Here is a 15,211-nt window from a genome sequence, read left to right on the forward strand (position 1 = left end):
GCCACGGATGAACCGTGGCCGGCCGGGTAAGCAGCAACACTGCCTGGTGGGGAGACGACCGGGTGCACGGGCGGGCGGCGCATTTGCCGGCCCGTCCGTGCACGCCTCGTCACACGTTCGAGGTAACCCAGTTCCAGGCCGAGACGACCCACTCGGTCTGCTGGAGCCAGGCCACGCCCAGGCCGACGAGGAAGACCGCGGTGGCCAGGTGCGCGCCCCGCGCGCCGCGCCGAACGCGCCCGAGCTGCCGCTCCAGCACCAACCGCCCGACCGCGCGGGCCAGGGCGAACAGGCCGACCGCCACCAGCAGGCTCAACACGAGCACGAGCAGCGGGCCGGACAGGTCGCCACCGCCGGAGAGCGCCCAGATCCCCCAGCACACGAAGGCGAACAGGCCACCCGCCGCGCTCCACTCGCCGCCGCGACGCAACTGCGCCAGCCGCCAGCTCAACGGCCGGCGCGGGACGGGTTCGCCCGGCCAACCCGTACCGGTCGGCTCCTCGACCACGGGGAACGGTTCGGTGCGCGGGGTACGCGGTTGACCCACCGGCGCGACACCTCGGCGGAAGCCGTCCCGCTGCGCCGGCACATCGACGCCTGCCTGCGGTGGGACCTCCACGGTGCGTTCCGCCCACGGCTGCGTCTGGTCTGCCATCTCGTTCCTCCCCCTGACGGACGGCCTCAGCACCGCCCGAACCCGAGGGTAGCCAGCCGGCAAATCGGTCGCAGACCGCCGTCCAGCGCGACCAAGATCCGCACAACATCAGGGATGTTGCTGCCTCCGACGCTCGGGAAGCAGCAACATCCCTGATGCTGTGGGGATCTTGATGGCGTGGGGAGGTACGGTCGGCTGATGGGTGACCCGGACCGACGCCGGCGACGGCTGCGCCACCATCCCGACTCCGACGCGGCCCCTCGCAGCGCCGACGGCTCGACGGCCAGCACGGCCGGCGTCCACGACGGTGGAGATCCGCCACCGCGACGTCGAGGGGCCGGCGGCGACGACCGCGACGGCGAGCGGGGGCTACGCGGGCTGGTCGGCTCCGGCTCGTCCCAGGTGGGGCTGAGCGCGGCGCTGCGGGCCCGCGACGCCGCCCGGCCGAGCGACGACGACCTCGCCGCCGCGGAGGCCCGGGTGGTGGTCGTGCGCCGCAACTGGGTACCCCGCGAGGACCTGCCCCGCCCGCCGCGCTGACGGCGGGCGACGCGGGTCGGCAGGGTCAGGGCAGGTCGGGCAGTTCCCGGGTCTGCTCGTACTCGGCGACCTGGGTGATCCGGCGGGCGTGCCGCTCGTTTCCGGAGAACGGCGTGTTCAGGAACGCCTCGACGATGCCCGTGGCCTCGTCCAGCGTGTGCTGACGGGCGCCCACCGCGACGACGTTCGCGTCGTTGTGCTGCCGGGCGAGCTGAGCCGTCTCGACACTCCAGGCCAGGGCGGCACGAACCCCGGCGACCTTGTTCGCGGCGATCTGCTCACCGTTGCCGGACCCGCCGATGACGACCCCGAGGGAGGTCTCATCGGCGACCACCCGGTCACCGGTGTGCAGGCAGAACGTCGGGTAGTCGTCGTCCGGGTCGTAGCTGTGCGGGCCGACGTCGACCACGTCGTACCCCTGCTTGGCCAGGTGGTTGGCCAGGTGCACCTTCAACTCGAAACCGGCGTGGTCGGATCCCAGGTAGACGCGCATACCGGGCAGTCTGTCAGGCCGCGCTCCAGAGCGACGCAGGGGCGGCGCTCTGGAGGCGGGTACGTCACACGGTCGGGCGGTACGCGCTCAGCGGGGCAGCTCGGCGACCACCAGGCCACCGCGCGCCTTCGGGGTGAACCAGGTGCTCTTGCGGGGCATCTTCTCCCGGGCCAGATTCACCGCGACGAAGTCCGCCACGGTCACCGGCGCGATGAGGACGGCCAGCTCGGCACGCCCGGCGTCGACCTCTCCGGTGAGCCAGCTCGCCGGGTAGTCCCCGCCCACGTAGGTGATCCGCTTGTCGCCCGGGTCCAGACCCAGGGCGTCGCGCAGCAGCAGCCGCTCGACCAGGGCGTGATCCAGGTTTTCCAGGCGGGCGTCGGCGGTGGCGGGCAGGCGCACCGCGTACCCCTGGTCGGCCAGCCGGAGGTGGACGGTGCCGCCGGCCGTCGGGACCTCGACCGGGCCGTCGATCGGCTCGACCTCGGCCCCCGCCGCGCGCAACCGGTCGAGCAGCTCGGCCGGCGTGGTGGTCAGCTCGCTGACCAGCCGGTTGTACGGCTGGATGGCCACCGACGCCGGGGTGGTCACCACGGCCAGGAAGCGCGACAGCCCACCGCTCTGGGCGGCCAAGCTGCGGTGGTTGCCGTCGGCGACGACCAGCTCACCGCCGCCCGCCAGGGCGGTCAGCGCGTCCTGCTCCGGGCCGGGGCCGAGCAGCCAGATGGCGTGGGTGCGGCCCGCCTGGTCGGTGTCGGTCGCGGCCGGCGCCCCGGCCGCGTCGGTCGCCGCCGCGAGCGCGGCGTGCAGCTCGTCGCCACTTCCGGTCTGCAGCAGGAGTACGGGTGAGAGCAGGTGACCCAACGCCTCGGCCAGCGCCACGCGCTCGCGCACCTTGGCGATGAACACGTCCTCGTTGCGGATGACCAGGCCCGGCTCGTCGGCGCTGGTGGAGATCTGGTCGGTGTCCACCATCGCGAACAGCCCGTACGCCGGTTCCTCGCCCGGGGCGCTGATCCGGTACAGCACGACCACCTGCTCGGCGGGTGTGTAGCTGCCGTCGGCCTTGGCCTCGGCGAGTCGGGCCACCGAGGCCGGCAGCGCGTCGAGGAACGACGTCCCCAGGCTGTCCGGAGCGCGGTGCGGCATCTCGATGCCGAGGGCACTGTGCGGGTTCGCCTCGATGATCGCGGTGATCTCCGCGTCGTCGGCGAACTCGTCGTAGTTCTGCGCGCCGGTGCCGCCAGTGGTGATCCAGGCCCGGGTGATCGGATGCACGACCGTCATGCCCACTGACGCTACCGGCGTCGCCGGACCGGACGACGGGGACCCGCGCGGCGTCCACCAGATGAAAGCGCCCATCCGCCGGCGTGCGGTCAGCCGGCGCGGCCGGACGCGCCGTTGTGCCGGCGGTGTCGCCCCGCGACGACCGGTCCGGCGTTGCCGCGCCGACCGCCCCCGACCGGACCGGTGACCGCGTTGCGGCGAGGCGAGGCGGGCGGCCCCGGCACGGGACGCTCGGGCGGCGGCGCCGGAACGGGCCGCGGGTTCAGCGGCGGAGTGGGCACGGGGCGCGGCGCGGTGGGCGCCGGCGGGGGCGGAGCCGGTTCGGCCGGCGCGGCCGCCACCACAGCGACCGGTTCCAACGCCGCCACGACCGGTTCCAACGTCGCGACGACCGGTTCCAACGTCGAGGGCGCCGGGTCCACCGGTGCGGGCGTCGCCAGCGCGGCCCGCGCGGGTGTCAGGCGCGAGGTGACCGGCACCCGGGCCACGCCGACCACGATGGGCGGCGCGAGCAGGTCCGCCACGTCGGCGGGAAGGTCGGGGCGGACCGTCGGCCAGCGGGAACCGTCGACCGACCAGTACGCCGCGCCGGGAGTCTCGATCACCCCCTGCCGGGTCAGCTGATCGTCACCGGACGCACGGTGCTTGGCCATCGGGACTGCCTCCACGAGCTGCGGTGTGCGGCCCTGCGGGGCCACTGCGCGGACACCGAGGGAAACGACGTCCCCCGCCCAGCGGTGACGCTGTGAGCGTTTCCGGCCCCCGCAGCCGCACCGGGCCTCCGGCGCGACGAACCCCCGCCCGGACAACCGAAGGAGTCCGGACGGGGGCAGGTGACGGTCGTGGTCAGTCGAAGATCGGGGACTGCTCGCGGGTGCGCTTGAGCTCGTAGAAGCCCGGGGTGCCGGCGACCAGGAGGACGCCGTCCCAGAGCCGACCGGCGGCCTCGCCCTTGGGACGCGGCGTGATCACCGGGCCGAAGAACGCGACCGGACTGCCGTCCGGGCCGGGCGCGTGGACGACCGGGGTGCCGACGTCCTGCCCGACGGGGCGCATGCCAGCCTCGTGGCTGGCCCGCAGCGCCTCGTCGTACTCGGTGCTGTCGGCGGCGGCGGCCAGCGCCGGGTCCAGGCCGGCCTCGGTCAGCGCGGCGACGAACAACTCCGGCCCGAGCTGCTCCTTACCGAGGTGGATGCGGGTGCCCAGCGCGGTGTAGAGCTTGCGCAGCACGTCCGAGCCGTAGCGCTGCTCGGCGGCGATGCACACCCGCACGGGGCCCCAGCCGTTGTCCATCAGTTCCCGGTACTGCTCGGACAGGTCCCGGCCCTCGTTCAGCACCGAAAGGCTCATCACGTGGTAGCGGATGTCCACTTCGCGGACCTGCTCGACCTCCAGCAGCCAGCGGGAGGTGATCCACGCCCACGGACAGATTGGGTCGAACCACATGTCGGCGGTGACACGATCGGTCACGGTGAGGTCCCTTCGCGACGGGTGGCGCCGGCAGTCCGGCGTCTCGCCTCGATACTCACCCCGCGAAGCATGGACCGGCACCCGAATGAGAGCGTGACCTCGACCACCGATGGCAGGCCGTACGTGGAAGACTCGGACCGGGCCGAACGTCACGAGCGGTCGGCAGACGGGCGCCGCCGGGCGTACGGCGAGACGTGGGATGGAGACGAACAGTGCCGGGAGTGCGTAACCTGACGCAGGTCGAGGCGACCGAGCGGGCCCGCCTGCTTGAGGTGACCGGGTACGACATCAGGCTGGACCTGGCGACCGCCGTGCTGGCCGCCGACGGCCGCACCTTCCGGTCGACGACCGAGGTCAGGTTCCGTTGCGCCGAGCCGGGGGCGAGCACGTTCATCGAGTTGGCCGCCGAGTCGGTGCGGTCCGCCACGCTGAACGGCGACCCGGTGGACCTGTCCGACTGGTCGGCCGAGAAGGGCCTGACCCTGACCGGGCTGGCCGGCGACAACACCCTGGTCGTCGACGCGGACTTCGCCTACTCCAACAGCGGGCAGGGGCTGCACCGCACGGTCGACCCGGTCGACGGCGAGACGTACCTCTACAGCCAGTTCGAGACGGCCGACGCGCAGCGGGTGTTCGCCTGCTTCGACCAGCCCGACCTCAAGAGCGTCTACACCTGGCACGCGACGGTCCCGGCGCACTGGCGGGTCGTGTCCAACATGCCGGTGCAGAGCGAGGAGCCGGCCGGCGAGGACCTCAAGACCCTCCACTTCACCGAGTCGCCCCGGATGAGCACGTACATCACCGCGCTGTGCGCCGGCCCGTACCACGAGGTGCGCGACAGCCACGACGGCATCGACCTGGGCGTGTTCTGCCGGGCGTCCATGTCGCGCTACCTGGACTCCGACGACCTGTTCCTCATCACCAAGCAGGGCTTCGACTTCTTCCACGAGAAGTTCGGCGTGCGCTACCCGCTGCCGAAGTACGACCAGCTGTGGGTGCCCGACTTCAACGCCGGCGCGATGGAGAACTTCGGCTGCGTCACGCACGCCGAGTCGCACTACCTGTACCGCTCGCAGGTCACCGACTACGAGTACGAGCAGCGGGCCAACACGATCCTGCACGAGCTGGCGCACATGTGGTTCGGTGACCTGGTCACCATGCGCTGGTGGAACGACCTGTGGCTGAACGAGTCGTTCGCCGAGTGGGCCAGCCACTGGTGCAACACCAACGCCACCCGGTTCACCGAGGCGTGGACGACGTTCCTGTCGATCCGCAAGAACTGGGGTTACCGACAGGACCAGCTCTCCTCCACCCACCCGGTCTACACCGAGATGCCGGACATGGAGGCCGTCGAGGTCAACTTCGACGGCATCACCTACGCCAAGGGCGCGAGCGTGCTCAAGCAGCTCGTCGCGTACGTGGGCGAGGAGCCGTTCGTGGCCGGGCTGCGGGCGTACTTCGGCAAGCACGCGTGGGGCAACGCCACCTTCGACGACCTGCTCACCGAGTTGGAGGCGGCCTCGGGCCGGGAGCTGCGCAAGTTCGCGGCACAGTGGCTGGAGACCGCGCAGGTGAACACGCTGCGCCCGGAGGTGACCATCGGCGCCGACGGCACGTACGAGCAGGTAATCGTCCGGCAGGAGGCGCCGACGGCGTACCCGACGCTGCGCACCCACCGGATCGGCGTGGGCCTGTACGACCTGGCCGACGGCCGGTTGGTCCGCCGCGAACGGTACGAGGTGGACGTGACCGGTGAGCGGACCGACCTCGCCGAGCTGCGTGGCCTCCGGGCGGCCGACGTGCTGCTGCTCAACGACGATGACCTGAGCTACACCAAGCTGCGCCTGGACGACCGGTCGATGGCCACGGTGGTGCAGCACATCGGCGGCTTCGACTCGTCGCTGGCCCGCGCGCTGTGCTGGACGGCCGCGTGGGACATGACCCGCGACGCCGAGCTGGCGACCCGCGACTACGTGGCGCTGGTGCTGGCCGGGCTACCCGCCGAGACCGACATCAACCTGGTCACCGCCACCCTGCGCCAGGCCACCACCGCGCTGACCCTCTACGCCGACCCCGCGTGGGCGGCCACCGGCTGGGCGGGACTGGCCCGCACGGCGAAGGACGCGCTCGCCGCCGCCGAGCCGGGCAGCGGCTTCCAGCTCGCCTGGGCCCGGGCGTTCACCTCGGCCGCCCGCTCCGACGAGGACCTGGCCACGTTGCGCGGCTGGCTGGACGGCACCGGAGCGCCGGAAGGTCTGACCGTGGACACCGAGCTGCGCTGGACGGTGCTCGGCGCGCTGGTGGCCAACGGCGCGGCCGGCGCGGCGGAGGTCGAGGCGGAGCTGGCCGGCGACCGTACGGCCAGCGGCGAGCGGGAGGCCGCGTACGCGCACGCGCTGGTGCCGACGGCGGAGAACAAGGCGGCCGTGTGGGCGCTGCTGACCGGCCCGGACGCGCTGCCGAACTGGCGGAACCGGGCGCTGTTGCAGGGCCTGGCCCACCCGGCGCAGGTGGAGCTGGTCACCCCGTACCGGGAGCGGTACTTCGCCGCGGTCGGGCAGGTGTGGGCCAGCCGGGACAGCGAGCCGGCGCAGGAGTTCGCCCAGCTCGCGTACCCGACGTACCTGGTGGACGACGACACGGTGGCGGCCACCGACGCGTGGCTGGCCGGGGACGGCAACCCGGGCCCGCTGCGTCGCCTGGTCGCCGAGGGTCGTGACGGCGTGCTGCGGGCGCTCAAGGCCCGCGCGAAGGACGCCCAGCAGAGCTGACCCAGCGAGTACGCGGCCCGGGGCCGGCGTGGGTGCGAACCCGCGCCGGCCCGGACCCGTCCTCCTGGCCGCGCTGAGACAACCCGCGACACGTCGAAGCCCGACCCACCGTGCGGCGGGTCGGGCTTCGTCGTACGAGGGAGGGATCAGCCCTTGCCGGCGTGGCTGGCGAGCTGGTCGAGCCCGTTGATGATGCCGCCGGCCAGGTCGCCGCCGCTGAACGCGCCGACCATCGAGAGCGCGGCCAGCTTGGCGTACGTGTCGGGGATGCGCTTACGCGCGTGCCGCCCGGTGACGATCTCCAGCTGCCGCTGGTTGGGCGACAGGGCGATCAGCACCGACTTGTCCGGGTCGGCGAGCTGGCGGTGCAGCCGCTGGGCGTGCTCGCGGATCGGCTCGTCGAGGCCGCCGACGAACACCGAGAAGACCAGGCCGGTGCCCTTGTCGGCCAGGCGCAGGGCCTCGTCGATGCGCAGCAGCTGACGGGTCGAGAAGGGCCCGTCGAGCACCTCGGGCGGATTCTCCGTCCCGGTCTGCTTCTCACCAACGGTCACTTGCGCCTCCGGTTCCACCGGCCGGCGCCTCGACGCTGGCCTGCTCTAGCTTGTGGCTGGTCAGCGCGGGCGCCTGCGCGCCCGCCGTCAGCGCGGTGCCGGCCGAGTCGGCCAGCTGCTCCGGGCGGCCCAGGAACCAGACCGGAGTGAAGTCGAAGGGCCGGCCCGGCCGGTAGCGCTTGGCGCCACCACCACCGCCGGTGGCACCCCCACGGCTACCGGCGTACGACAGGCCGGCGATCACCAGCACTGCCGCCAACGGGATGCCGGCGAAGATCAGCACCGTCTCGGTAACAGACAATCCCAACGCCCCCAGGCGGAAGAAGGACCTCGAACAAGCGGGTCGGATGGACGATCATGATGGCAACCGGCCAACTCCGTCGCCATTCACGTTAGCGGAGTCGACGGCCCGCCAGATTGCGGGGTGCCGATCCCACCCGTCACTGGCGTGCTCCAGTTGCGCAGCGGTAGCGATGAGCCGCGCGTCGTCGCCGTACCGGCCGGTGAGCAGCACCCCGACGGGCAGCCCGTCGGTGGTCGTGGTGCCCAGGGGCAGGGAGACCGAGGGGGCGCCGGTGACGTTGAAGATGGCGCAGTAGGGCGAGAAGCGGCGCTGCCGGTCGAAATCGGCCGCCGGATCGCCGTCGGCGGTGAACCAGCCGACGGGCGCCTGCGGGGCGGCCAGGGTGGGGCAGAGCAGGAGGTCGCAGTCGGCGGTTCGGGCCGCGCCGAGGCGTACCTGCGCCTGTAGTTCGCCGAGGGTCGCGGACAGTGTCCCCGCGGACACCTCGGCGCCCCGGGCGCGGAGCAGCCGGGTCAGCGGCAGCAGCTCCGACTCGCGGTGCGCCGGGACTGGGGCGAGCGCCAGGACGTACCAGATGATCTCGAACAGCGGCCACACCGCCGGCGTGAGCGGCGGCGGCACCTCGACCACCTCGTGGCCGGCGGCGGCGAGCAGCGCGGCGGCGGAGTCGACGGCCGCGACGCAGTCGGGGTGCACCGGCTCGTCGGCGAGCATCGGCGTGGTGAACCGGCCGATCCGCAGGCGGCCGGGCTCGGCCCGACGGGCGGCGGCCAGGTATCCGCCGGGCGGCGCGGGCGGCGACAGGTACGGCTCGCCGGGCACCGGGACGGCCATGACGTCGAGCAGCGCGGCGATGTCGGCCACCGTCCGCCCGATCGGCCCGCTGGTGGGCAGACCGAACGCGCCGGAGCCGAGCGGCCCGCCGGAGACCAGGCCACGGCTGGGCTTGTAGCCGACCAGGCCGCAGAGTGACGCCGGGATGCGCAGCGAGCCGCCGCCGTCGGAACCCTGGGCCACCGGCACGAGGCCGGCCGCGACCGCCGCCGCCGCGCCGCCACTGGAACCACCGGCGGTGTACGCCAACTGCCACGGATTGCGGGCCGGTGGCGCGACGCGGCCCTCCGAGTAGAGCGAGCAGCCCAGCTCCGAGGTGGTCGTCTTACCGAGACTGACGAGGCCGGCGGCCTTGATGAACCGGACCACGTCGGCGTCGACCGGCGGGACGAAGTCGGCGAAGGCGGCCGAGCCGAAGGTGGTGCGTACCCCGGCGGTGAGGGTGAGGTCCTTGATGGCGGTCGGTACGCCGTGCAGCGGGCCGCGCGCCTCGATGGGCACCGCGTCGGCGGCGCGCGCGGCCTGCCGGGCGAGGTCCGGCGTGACGGTGACGAACGCGCCCACGGTGTCGCCGAGCGCCGCCACCCGGCGCAGGGAGTGCTCGACCAGCTCGACGCTGGACAACTCGCCGCGGGCGATGGCGGCGGCCTGTTCCAGCGCGGTCAGGTCGTGCGGCTCGGCCATTACGCCATCCTGCCGCCCGTCAGCACTTCGCGCAGCCGACACGCGCGGGCGACCATCGGACGCCCCACCGACGAATGGCGTGTCGAGCCGGCGGCGTGAGCCGTGCTCAGCCGTGCAGGAAGCGCAGGGCGTTGGTGGACCGGAGCTTGTCGCGCTGGGCATCGGTGAGGAAGTCGGCCGCGTCGACCACCGCGCCGACGGGCCGCTCCCCCAGCGGGTACGGGTAGTCGCTGCCGACCAGCACCCGGTCCTCCCCCAGCGTGTCGACCAGCAGCCGCAGCGCCGGCGGCGCGAAGACCACCGAGTCGACGCTGAACCGATCGACGTAGCTGCTCGGCGGGGCTGCGGACGCGCCCCGGACCAGGTCGCCACGGCGGTGCCAGGCGTTGTCGGCGCGGCCGAGCCAGAACGGGAAGCTGCCCCCGCCGTGCGCGAAGCAGATCCGCAGCGCCTCCGGCACCCGGTCGAAGACGCCGCCCAGGATCATCGCGAGCACCGACAGGTGCGTCTCGGCGGGCATCCCGGTGAGCCAGCGGGCCATCCAGCGGTCCAGCCGGGGGCTGCCCGGCATGTCCCAGGGGTGGACGAAGACCGGGGCGCCCACCTCGGCGCAGTGCTGCAGGAAGGTGACCACCCCGGCGTCGTCCAGGTCCCGGTCGCCCACGTGGTTGCCGATCTCCACGCCCACGTGCCCGGCGGCCAGGCTGCGGTCCAGCTCGGCGCAGGCGGCGTCCGGGTCCTGAAGGGGCACCTGACAGAACGGCACCAGCCGGTCGCCGCCGGCCGCGGTGACCTCCAGGGTCAGGTCGTTGAAGATCCGGGCGACCTTCACCGCCTGGTCGGCCGGGCGGTCGTAGCTGAAGAAGACCGGCGTCGGCGACACCACCTGCACGGCGACGCCATCGGCGTCCATGTCGGCGAGTCGGCGCGACGCGTCCCAGCACTCGGCGCCGATCGGGCGGAACTCCGTCTCCCCCACCATGATCATGGCGGCGCGCTCGGAGTCCACCCGCAACCAGGGCCAGCCGGACCCGCCGCACGCCGCGCCGAGGTCCGGCCACCCCTTCGGTACGACGTGCGTGTGCACGTCGACCACACCAGCGGGCATCAGCCCTTGCCCGGGTGCAGGGTGCCGCAGTTCGCGCAGGTACGCGCCGACTCGTCCGCGTAGAACGCCTGGAACACCGGCGGCAGGTCGGCCGCGATGTCGCGGACCTGCAACTCCACCTCGTGCACCTTGTGCCCGCACTCCGGGCAGTACCACTGGAACGTCTCCAGCGTGCCCTCCTCGCGGACCCGCTCCACGACCACACCGATCGAGCCGGCCTCCGGCCGCTGCGGCGAGTGCGGGGTGTTGCGCGGCAGCATCCACATCTGACCTTCGCGCACGTGCACCGTACGCGGCCCCTGCGGGGTCATCAGGTTGATGTGCATGTTGCCCTTGACCTGGTAGAAGAACTCCTCGTACGGGTCCACGTGAAAGTCGGTGCGCTGGTTGGGCCCGCCCACCACCATCACGATGAAGTCGTCCCCGCCGGGGAACATCTCCTTGTTGCCCACCGGCGGCTTCAACAGGTGCTGGTTGTCGGCGATCCAGCCCGGAAAGCTGAACGGCTCGGCGATCTCACTCACGACTGACCTCCCGAGGGAAGAAGGGCCACGGCCTGGATCTCGATGAGCAGGTGCGGGTGCGGCAACTGGTGCACCGCCACCGTCGTACGGGTCGGCCCGGACGCGTCGAAGAACTCCGCCCACACCTCGTTGTAGCCACCGAAGTCGTTCATGTTGACCAGGTACGACGTCACCTGGACGAGGTCGGTGAGGTCCGCGCCGACCGATCGCAGCAGATCCCGGACGTTCTCGATGACCGCCCGCGTCTGCACCCGGATATCGAGGCTCGTGGTGCCGAACTCGTCCACCTCGACACCGGCGAAGCTGTTGTCCGGCCGCCGGGACGACGTACCGGAGACGAAGACGAACCCACGGGCGACCTTGACGTGCGGAAAGGCCCCCCGCGGAACGGCCTTGCCGGCGACGACGACCCCGCTCACGACGACGCCCGCAGAGACGCGGTGCCGAGCTTCTCGACGACCGCGCGGACGTGCGCGCCCGGGCGCAGCGGGACGGCGGCGGTGGCCGCGCCGGCCAGGAACACCCAGCCCGACTCCAGTCGCACCCCGTGCCGGCCCGCCAGTCGGATGCCCTCGTCGAGCGCGCGGCGCGGATCGCCGAGGATCGCCGCCGTCGAGCCGACCTGGGCCACCCGGCCGTCGACCTCCAGCAGCACGCCCAGGTTGTCCAGGCCGGCCGGCACCGGGGACCACGGGCCGATCACGAACGCGGCGGCCGAGGTGTTGTCCGCGATGACGTCCGGCAACGAGAAGCGGAAGTCCGCGTACCGGGAGTCGATCAGCTCGATGGCCGGAGCGACCGCGCGCACCGCCGTGGCGAAGTCGCCGACCGGCTCACCCGGCTCGGGCAGCCGGTCCAGCAGGAACGCCACCTCCGGTTCGACCCGGGGATGGATGTACGCGGTCGGGTCGACCGCGCCGCCGTCGGGCACCCGCATCGCGTCGGTGAGCCGTCCCCAGATCACCTCGTCCACGCCGACCTGGGCCATCTTCGCCTTGCTGGTGAGCCCCATCTTCAGCCCGACCAGCCGCTCGCCGGCGTCGATCCGGCGCTGCGCGAGCGCGGCCTGCACGGCGTACGCGGCGTCCACGTCGAGGCCGGTCTCGGCGGCGAGCTGCGGGATCGGGGTGGCGGTGGTCGCCGCCGCGCCCAACTTCTCGGCGATCCCCGCGATGTCCGGTCCGATCATGATTGCTGCTCCTTGCCGGCCAGGTCGAGTGCCACGTCGACGATCATGTCCTCCTGGCCGCCGACCATCCGACGCCGGCCCAACTCGACCAGGATCGAGCGCACGTCCACGCCGTACTTCGCCGAGGCCCGCTCGGCGTGCCGCAGGAAGCTGGAGTAGACCCCGGCGTACCCGAGGGAGAGCGTCTCCCGGTCCACCTGGACGGGCCGGTCCTGCAACGGGCGGACGATGTCGTCGGCGGCGTCCATCAACGCGAACACGTCACAGCCGTGCTTCCAGCCGTGCAGTTCGGCGACCGCGACGAAGACCTCCAGCGGCGCGTTGCCGGCGCCCGCGCCCATCCCGGCGAGCGACGCGTCCACCCGGACGGTCCGGCCGTGCGGCGCGTCGGAGCCGGCCGGCGCGGACCCGAGGACCCGGCCGTGCTCCACGGCGAGCACGCTGTTGGCCACCCCGAGGGACAGGTTGTGGTGCGCGTGGATGCCGATCTGCGTCTCCGGGTCGAGGACCTGCCGGTACGCGTCGACCCGCTGCGCCACGTCGGACATCAGCAGCCGGCCGCCGGAGTCGGTGACGTAGACGCAGTGCGCCCCGTACGACTCCATGAGTTTGGCCTGCCCGGCCAGCCCGGCCGGATCGTTCATGTGCGACATCATCAGGAACCCGGCCACGTCCATGCCGTTCTCCCGGGCCCAGGAGATGTGCTGGGCGGAGATGTCCGCCTCGGTGCAGTGGGTGGCGATCCGGACGCTCGTCACCCCGAGCGCCTGGGCGGCCTTCAGGTCGGCGATGGTGCCGATGCCGGGCAGCAGCAGGGTGGTCAGCTTCGCGGTGGTCAGCACCTCGGCGGCCGCGGAGATCCACTCGGCGTCGCTGGCCGCGCCGTGGCCGTAGTTGACGCTGGACCCGGCGAGCCCGTCGCCGTGCGCGACCTCGATGGCGGCCACCCCGGCGGCGTCCAGCGCGGCGGCGATCGTGCGCACCTGCTCGACGGTGTAGCGGTGGGCGATGGCGTGCATGCCGTCGCGCAGGGTCACGTCCTGGATGTACAGGTCGGTCATGCCACCGCTCCCGTCGCGCGCAGGGCCACCAGCCGCTCGGCGGTCCGCAGCGCGGCCGACGTCATGATGTCCAGGTTCCCGGCGTACGCCGGGAGGTAGTGGCCCGCGCCGGAGACCTCCAGGAAGACCGACACCTGCAGGGCGGTGAGCTGTCGTCCGAGCGACGGCAGGTACGCCCGCACCAGGTCGAACTGCACGTCCTGCTTGAGCCGGTAGCCGGGGACGTACTCCTGCACCGTCGCCACCATGTCGCTGATCGAGGCGGCGATGGCGGCGCGGTCGGCGTCCGCGTCCGGGCAGAGGCAGTAGACGGTGTCCCGCATCAGCAGCGGCGGGTCCGCCGGGTTCAGCACGATGATGGCCTTGCCCCGCTCGGCGCCGCCGACCACCTCGATGGCTCGCGCCGTGGTCTCGGTGAACTCGTCGATGTTGGCCCGGGTGCCCGGCCCCGCGGACTTCGAGGCGATCGACGCGACGATCTCGCCGTACGCCACCGGGGTGACCCGACCGACGGCGGCGACGATCGGCACGGTCGCCTGGCCGCCGCAGGTCACCATGTTGACGTTCGGCTCGTGCAGGTGCTCGTCGAGGTTGACCGGCGGCACCACGTACGGGCCGATCGCGGCCGGGGTCAGGTCGACCACCGTGCGGCCGTGCGACCGCAGCACCTCGTCGTGGCGGCGGTGCGCGCCGGCCGAGGTGGCGTCGAAGACCAGTTCGACGTCGGCGAACTCGGGCAGCGCGACGAGGCCGTCCACGCCGTCGGCGGTGGTGGCGACGCCGAGGCGGCGGGCCCGCGCCAGGCCGTCGGAGGCCGGGTCGATGCCCGCCATCGCCACCATCCGCAGCTCGCTACTGAGCCGAAGAACCTTGATCATCAGGTCGGTGCCGATGTTTCCCGATCCCAGCACCGCCACTCCGGTGGTCATGCGGCAGCCTCCTTGCTGAAGCAGGTGCGTACCGAGCCGAGCCCGGAAATCCGGGCCTCGTACGCGGCCCCGGGGGTGACCGGGACCATCGGGCCGAGCGCCCCGGAGAGCACCACGTCCCCGGCCCGCAGCGGGTCACCGGCCCGAGCGAGGGTGGTGGCCAGCCAGTGCAGGGCGTGCAGCGGGTTGCCCAGGCAGGCCGCGCCCGCGCCCACCGAGACCGGCTCACCGGCGTGCTCCAGCACCATCCCGCACAGTCGCAGGTCGACGTCGGCGAGCCGCCGGGGCGTGGTGCCCAGCACGAACAGCCCGCTGGAGGCGTTGTCGGCGATCGTGTCCACGATGGAGATGTCCCAGCCGGCGACCCGCGAGTCGACAATCTCGATGGCGGGCAGCAGGTGATCGACCGCGCGGATCAGGTCGACCGTGGTGATCCGCTCCTCGGTGAGGTCCCCGCCGAGCACGAACGCGATCTCCGCCTCGACCCGTGGCTGGAGCAGCCGGTCGATGGGCACCTCGACCCCGTCGCCGACGGCCATCTCGTCGGTCAGCATCCCGAAGTCCGGCTGGAACACCCCGAAGGTCTCCTGCACCGCCCGGGACGTCAGCCCGATCTTCGCGCCGACGCGGCGCTCGCCCCGGCCCTGCCAGGCCCGCGTCTGCAACTGCTGCACGCGGTACGCGGACTCGACGTCCCCCTCCGGCAGCAACCGGCCGCGCAGCGGCGGGCACGGCTTGCCGGTGCTGCGCGCCTCGGCCAACTCCCGGTTCGCGGCCTCGATGTCGGCTTCCACGTTCACTCCCTCGG

Annotated in this window: 17 protein-coding genes; 2 read left to right on the forward strand and 15 right to left on the reverse strand. The window is 72.8% G+C overall.

From position 1 onward, the window contains the following. Positions 1–109: 109 nt before the first annotated feature. A complete protein-coding gene (locus AB0I89_RS29845) occupies positions 110–655 on the reverse strand; it encodes a hypothetical protein (RefSeq protein ID WP_357133552.1) in 546 nt (181 codons plus the stop codon). A gap of 198 nt (positions 656–853) precedes the next feature. Here AB0I89_RS29845 and AB0I89_RS29850 point away from each other — a divergent pair, with 198 nt between their 5' ends. Next, positions 854–1,195, forward strand: a complete 342-nt coding sequence (locus AB0I89_RS29850) for a hypothetical protein (RefSeq protein ID WP_357133554.1) — start codon at positions 854–856, stop codon at positions 1,193–1,195. A gap of 25 nt (positions 1,196–1,220) precedes the next feature. Here the strand turns inward: AB0I89_RS29850 and AB0I89_RS29855 are convergent, their stop codons facing one another. The 4 genes from AB0I89_RS29855 to AB0I89_RS29870 all read right to left on the reverse strand — a co-directional run bounded on the left by AB0I89_RS29855 (position 1,221) and on the right by AB0I89_RS29870 (position 4,445). Further along, positions 1,221–1,688: a ribose-5-phosphate isomerase gene (locus AB0I89_RS29855; RefSeq protein ID WP_357133556.1), complete on the reverse strand. Its 468-nt coding sequence runs from the start codon at positions 1,686–1,688 to the stop codon at positions 1,221–1,223. Between the two features lie 87 nt (positions 1,689–1,775). Next, on the reverse strand, positions 1,776–2,975 hold the full coding sequence (locus AB0I89_RS29860) for a DUF1015 family protein (RefSeq protein ID WP_357133558.1): 1,200 nt from the start codon (positions 2,973–2,975) through the stop codon (positions 1,776–1,778). 89 nt (positions 2,976–3,064) lie between these two features. Then, complete coding sequence (locus AB0I89_RS29865) at positions 3,065–3,628, reverse strand: hypothetical protein (RefSeq protein WP_357133560.1); 564 nt, start codon at positions 3,626–3,628, stop codon at positions 3,065–3,067. A gap of 193 nt (positions 3,629–3,821) precedes the next feature. Beyond that, a complete protein-coding gene (locus AB0I89_RS29870) occupies positions 3,822–4,445 on the reverse strand; it encodes a disulfide bond formation protein DsbA (RefSeq protein WP_357133562.1) in 624 nt (207 codons plus the stop codon). A gap of 221 nt (positions 4,446–4,666) precedes the next feature. Between AB0I89_RS29870 and pepN the strand changes: the two genes are divergently transcribed. Beyond that, the gene (gene pepN, locus AB0I89_RS29875; RefSeq protein WP_357133564.1) at positions 4,667–7,216 is read left to right on the forward strand and encodes an aminopeptidase N; all 2,550 of its coding nucleotides are present in this window, start codon (positions 4,667–4,669) and stop codon (positions 7,214–7,216) included. 146 nt (positions 7,217–7,362) lie between these two features. Here the strand turns inward: pepN and AB0I89_RS29880 are convergent, their stop codons facing one another. From AB0I89_RS29880 to AB0I89_RS29925, 10 genes are all read right to left on the reverse strand, one after another. After that, positions 7,363–7,770, reverse strand: coding sequence for a DUF5130 family protein (locus tag AB0I89_RS29880; protein ID WP_357133566.1), 408 nt, complete (start codon positions 7,768–7,770; stop codon positions 7,363–7,365). Next, a complete protein-coding gene (locus AB0I89_RS29885; RefSeq protein WP_357133681.1) occupies positions 7,757–8,053 on the reverse strand; it encodes a hypothetical protein in 297 nt (98 codons plus the stop codon). Before AB0I89_RS29885 ends, AB0I89_RS29880 begins: the two co-directional genes overlap by 14 nt. A 72-nt stretch (positions 8,054–8,125) precedes the next feature. Beyond that, positions 8,126–9,592 carry an amidase gene (locus tag AB0I89_RS29890; protein WP_357133568.1) on the reverse strand — a complete coding sequence of 489 codons (1,467 nt, stop codon included), beginning with the start codon at positions 9,590–9,592 and terminating at the stop codon, positions 8,126–8,128. 106 nt (positions 9,593–9,698) lie between these two features. Continuing rightward, a complete protein-coding gene (locus AB0I89_RS29895) occupies positions 9,699–10,700 on the reverse strand; it encodes an amidohydrolase family protein (RefSeq protein ID WP_357133570.1) in 1,002 nt (333 codons plus the stop codon). Then, complete coding sequence (locus AB0I89_RS29900) at positions 10,700–11,224, reverse strand: 3-hydroxyanthranilate 3,4-dioxygenase (protein WP_357133572.1); 525 nt, start codon at positions 11,222–11,224, stop codon at positions 10,700–10,702. The genes AB0I89_RS29895 and AB0I89_RS29900 overlap by 1 nt, the downstream gene beginning before the upstream one ends. After that, positions 11,221–11,643: a RidA family protein gene (locus AB0I89_RS29905; protein WP_357133574.1), complete on the reverse strand. Its 423-nt coding sequence runs from the start codon at positions 11,641–11,643 to the stop codon at positions 11,221–11,223. The genes AB0I89_RS29900 and AB0I89_RS29905 overlap by 4 nt, the downstream gene beginning before the upstream one ends. Continuing rightward, positions 11,640–12,413, reverse strand: a complete 774-nt coding sequence (locus AB0I89_RS29910; protein ID WP_357133576.1) for a fumarylacetoacetate hydrolase family protein — start codon at positions 12,411–12,413, stop codon at positions 11,640–11,642. The genes AB0I89_RS29905 and AB0I89_RS29910 overlap by 4 nt, the downstream gene beginning before the upstream one ends. Beyond that, the gene (dmpG, locus tag AB0I89_RS29915) at positions 12,410–13,474 is read right to left on the reverse strand and encodes a 4-hydroxy-2-oxovalerate aldolase (RefSeq protein WP_357133578.1); all 1,065 of its coding nucleotides are present in this window, start codon (positions 13,472–13,474) and stop codon (positions 12,410–12,412) included. Before dmpG ends, AB0I89_RS29910 begins: the two co-directional genes overlap by 4 nt. Continuing rightward, positions 13,471–14,403, reverse strand: a complete 933-nt coding sequence (locus tag AB0I89_RS29920; RefSeq protein ID WP_357133580.1) for an acetaldehyde dehydrogenase (acetylating) — start codon at positions 14,401–14,403, stop codon at positions 13,471–13,473. The genes dmpG and AB0I89_RS29920 overlap by 4 nt, the downstream gene beginning before the upstream one ends. Next, the gene (locus AB0I89_RS29925) at positions 14,400–15,197 is read right to left on the reverse strand and encodes a fumarylacetoacetate hydrolase family protein (RefSeq protein ID WP_357133582.1); all 798 of its coding nucleotides are present in this window, start codon (positions 15,195–15,197) and stop codon (positions 14,400–14,402) included. Before AB0I89_RS29925 ends, AB0I89_RS29920 begins: the two co-directional genes overlap by 4 nt. Between the last annotated feature and the right edge of the window lie 14 nt (positions 15,198–15,211).

The organism is Micromonospora sp. NPDC049801, assembly GCF_040656575.1.
Classification (GTDB): domain Bacteria; phylum Actinomycetota; class Actinomycetes; order Mycobacteriales; family Micromonosporaceae; genus Micromonospora.

Excerpts from the sequence above, each read along its gene's own strand:
- AB0I89_RS29860 (WP_357133558.1), bottom strand. The coding sequence starts at position 2,975 with ATGACGGTCGTGCATCCGATCACCCGGGCCTGGATCACCACTGGCGGC.
- AB0I89_RS29850 (WP_357133554.1), top strand. The coding sequence starts at position 854 with ATGGGTGACCCGGACCGACGCCGGCGACGGCTGCGCCACCATCCCGAC.
- AB0I89_RS29890 (WP_357133568.1), bottom strand. The coding sequence starts at position 9,592 with ATGGCCGAGCCGCACGACCTGACCGCGCTGGAACAGGCCGCCGCCATC.
- AB0I89_RS29895 (WP_357133570.1), bottom strand. The coding sequence starts at position 10,700 with ATGCCCGCTGGTGTGGTCGACGTGCACACGCACGTCGTACCGAAGGGG.
- AB0I89_RS29855 (WP_357133556.1), bottom strand. The coding sequence starts at position 1,688 with ATGCGCGTCTACCTGGGATCCGACCACGCCGGTTTCGAGTTGAAGGTG.
- AB0I89_RS29920 (WP_357133580.1), bottom strand. The coding sequence starts at position 14,403 with ATGACCACCGGAGTGGCGGTGCTGGGATCGGGAAACATCGGCACCGAC.
- dmpG (WP_357133578.1), bottom strand. The coding sequence starts at position 13,474 with ATGACCGACCTGTACATCCAGGACGTGACCCTGCGCGACGGCATGCAC.
- AB0I89_RS29845 (WP_357133552.1), bottom strand. The coding sequence starts at position 655 with ATGGCAGACCAGACGCAGCCGTGGGCGGAACGCACCGTGGAGGTCCCA.
- AB0I89_RS29910 (WP_357133576.1), bottom strand. The coding sequence starts at position 12,413 with ATGATCGGACCGGACATCGCGGGGATCGCCGAGAAGTTGGGCGCGGCG.
- AB0I89_RS29865 (WP_357133560.1), bottom strand. The coding sequence starts at position 3,628 with ATGGCCAAGCACCGTGCGTCCGGTGACGATCAGCTGACCCGGCAGGGG.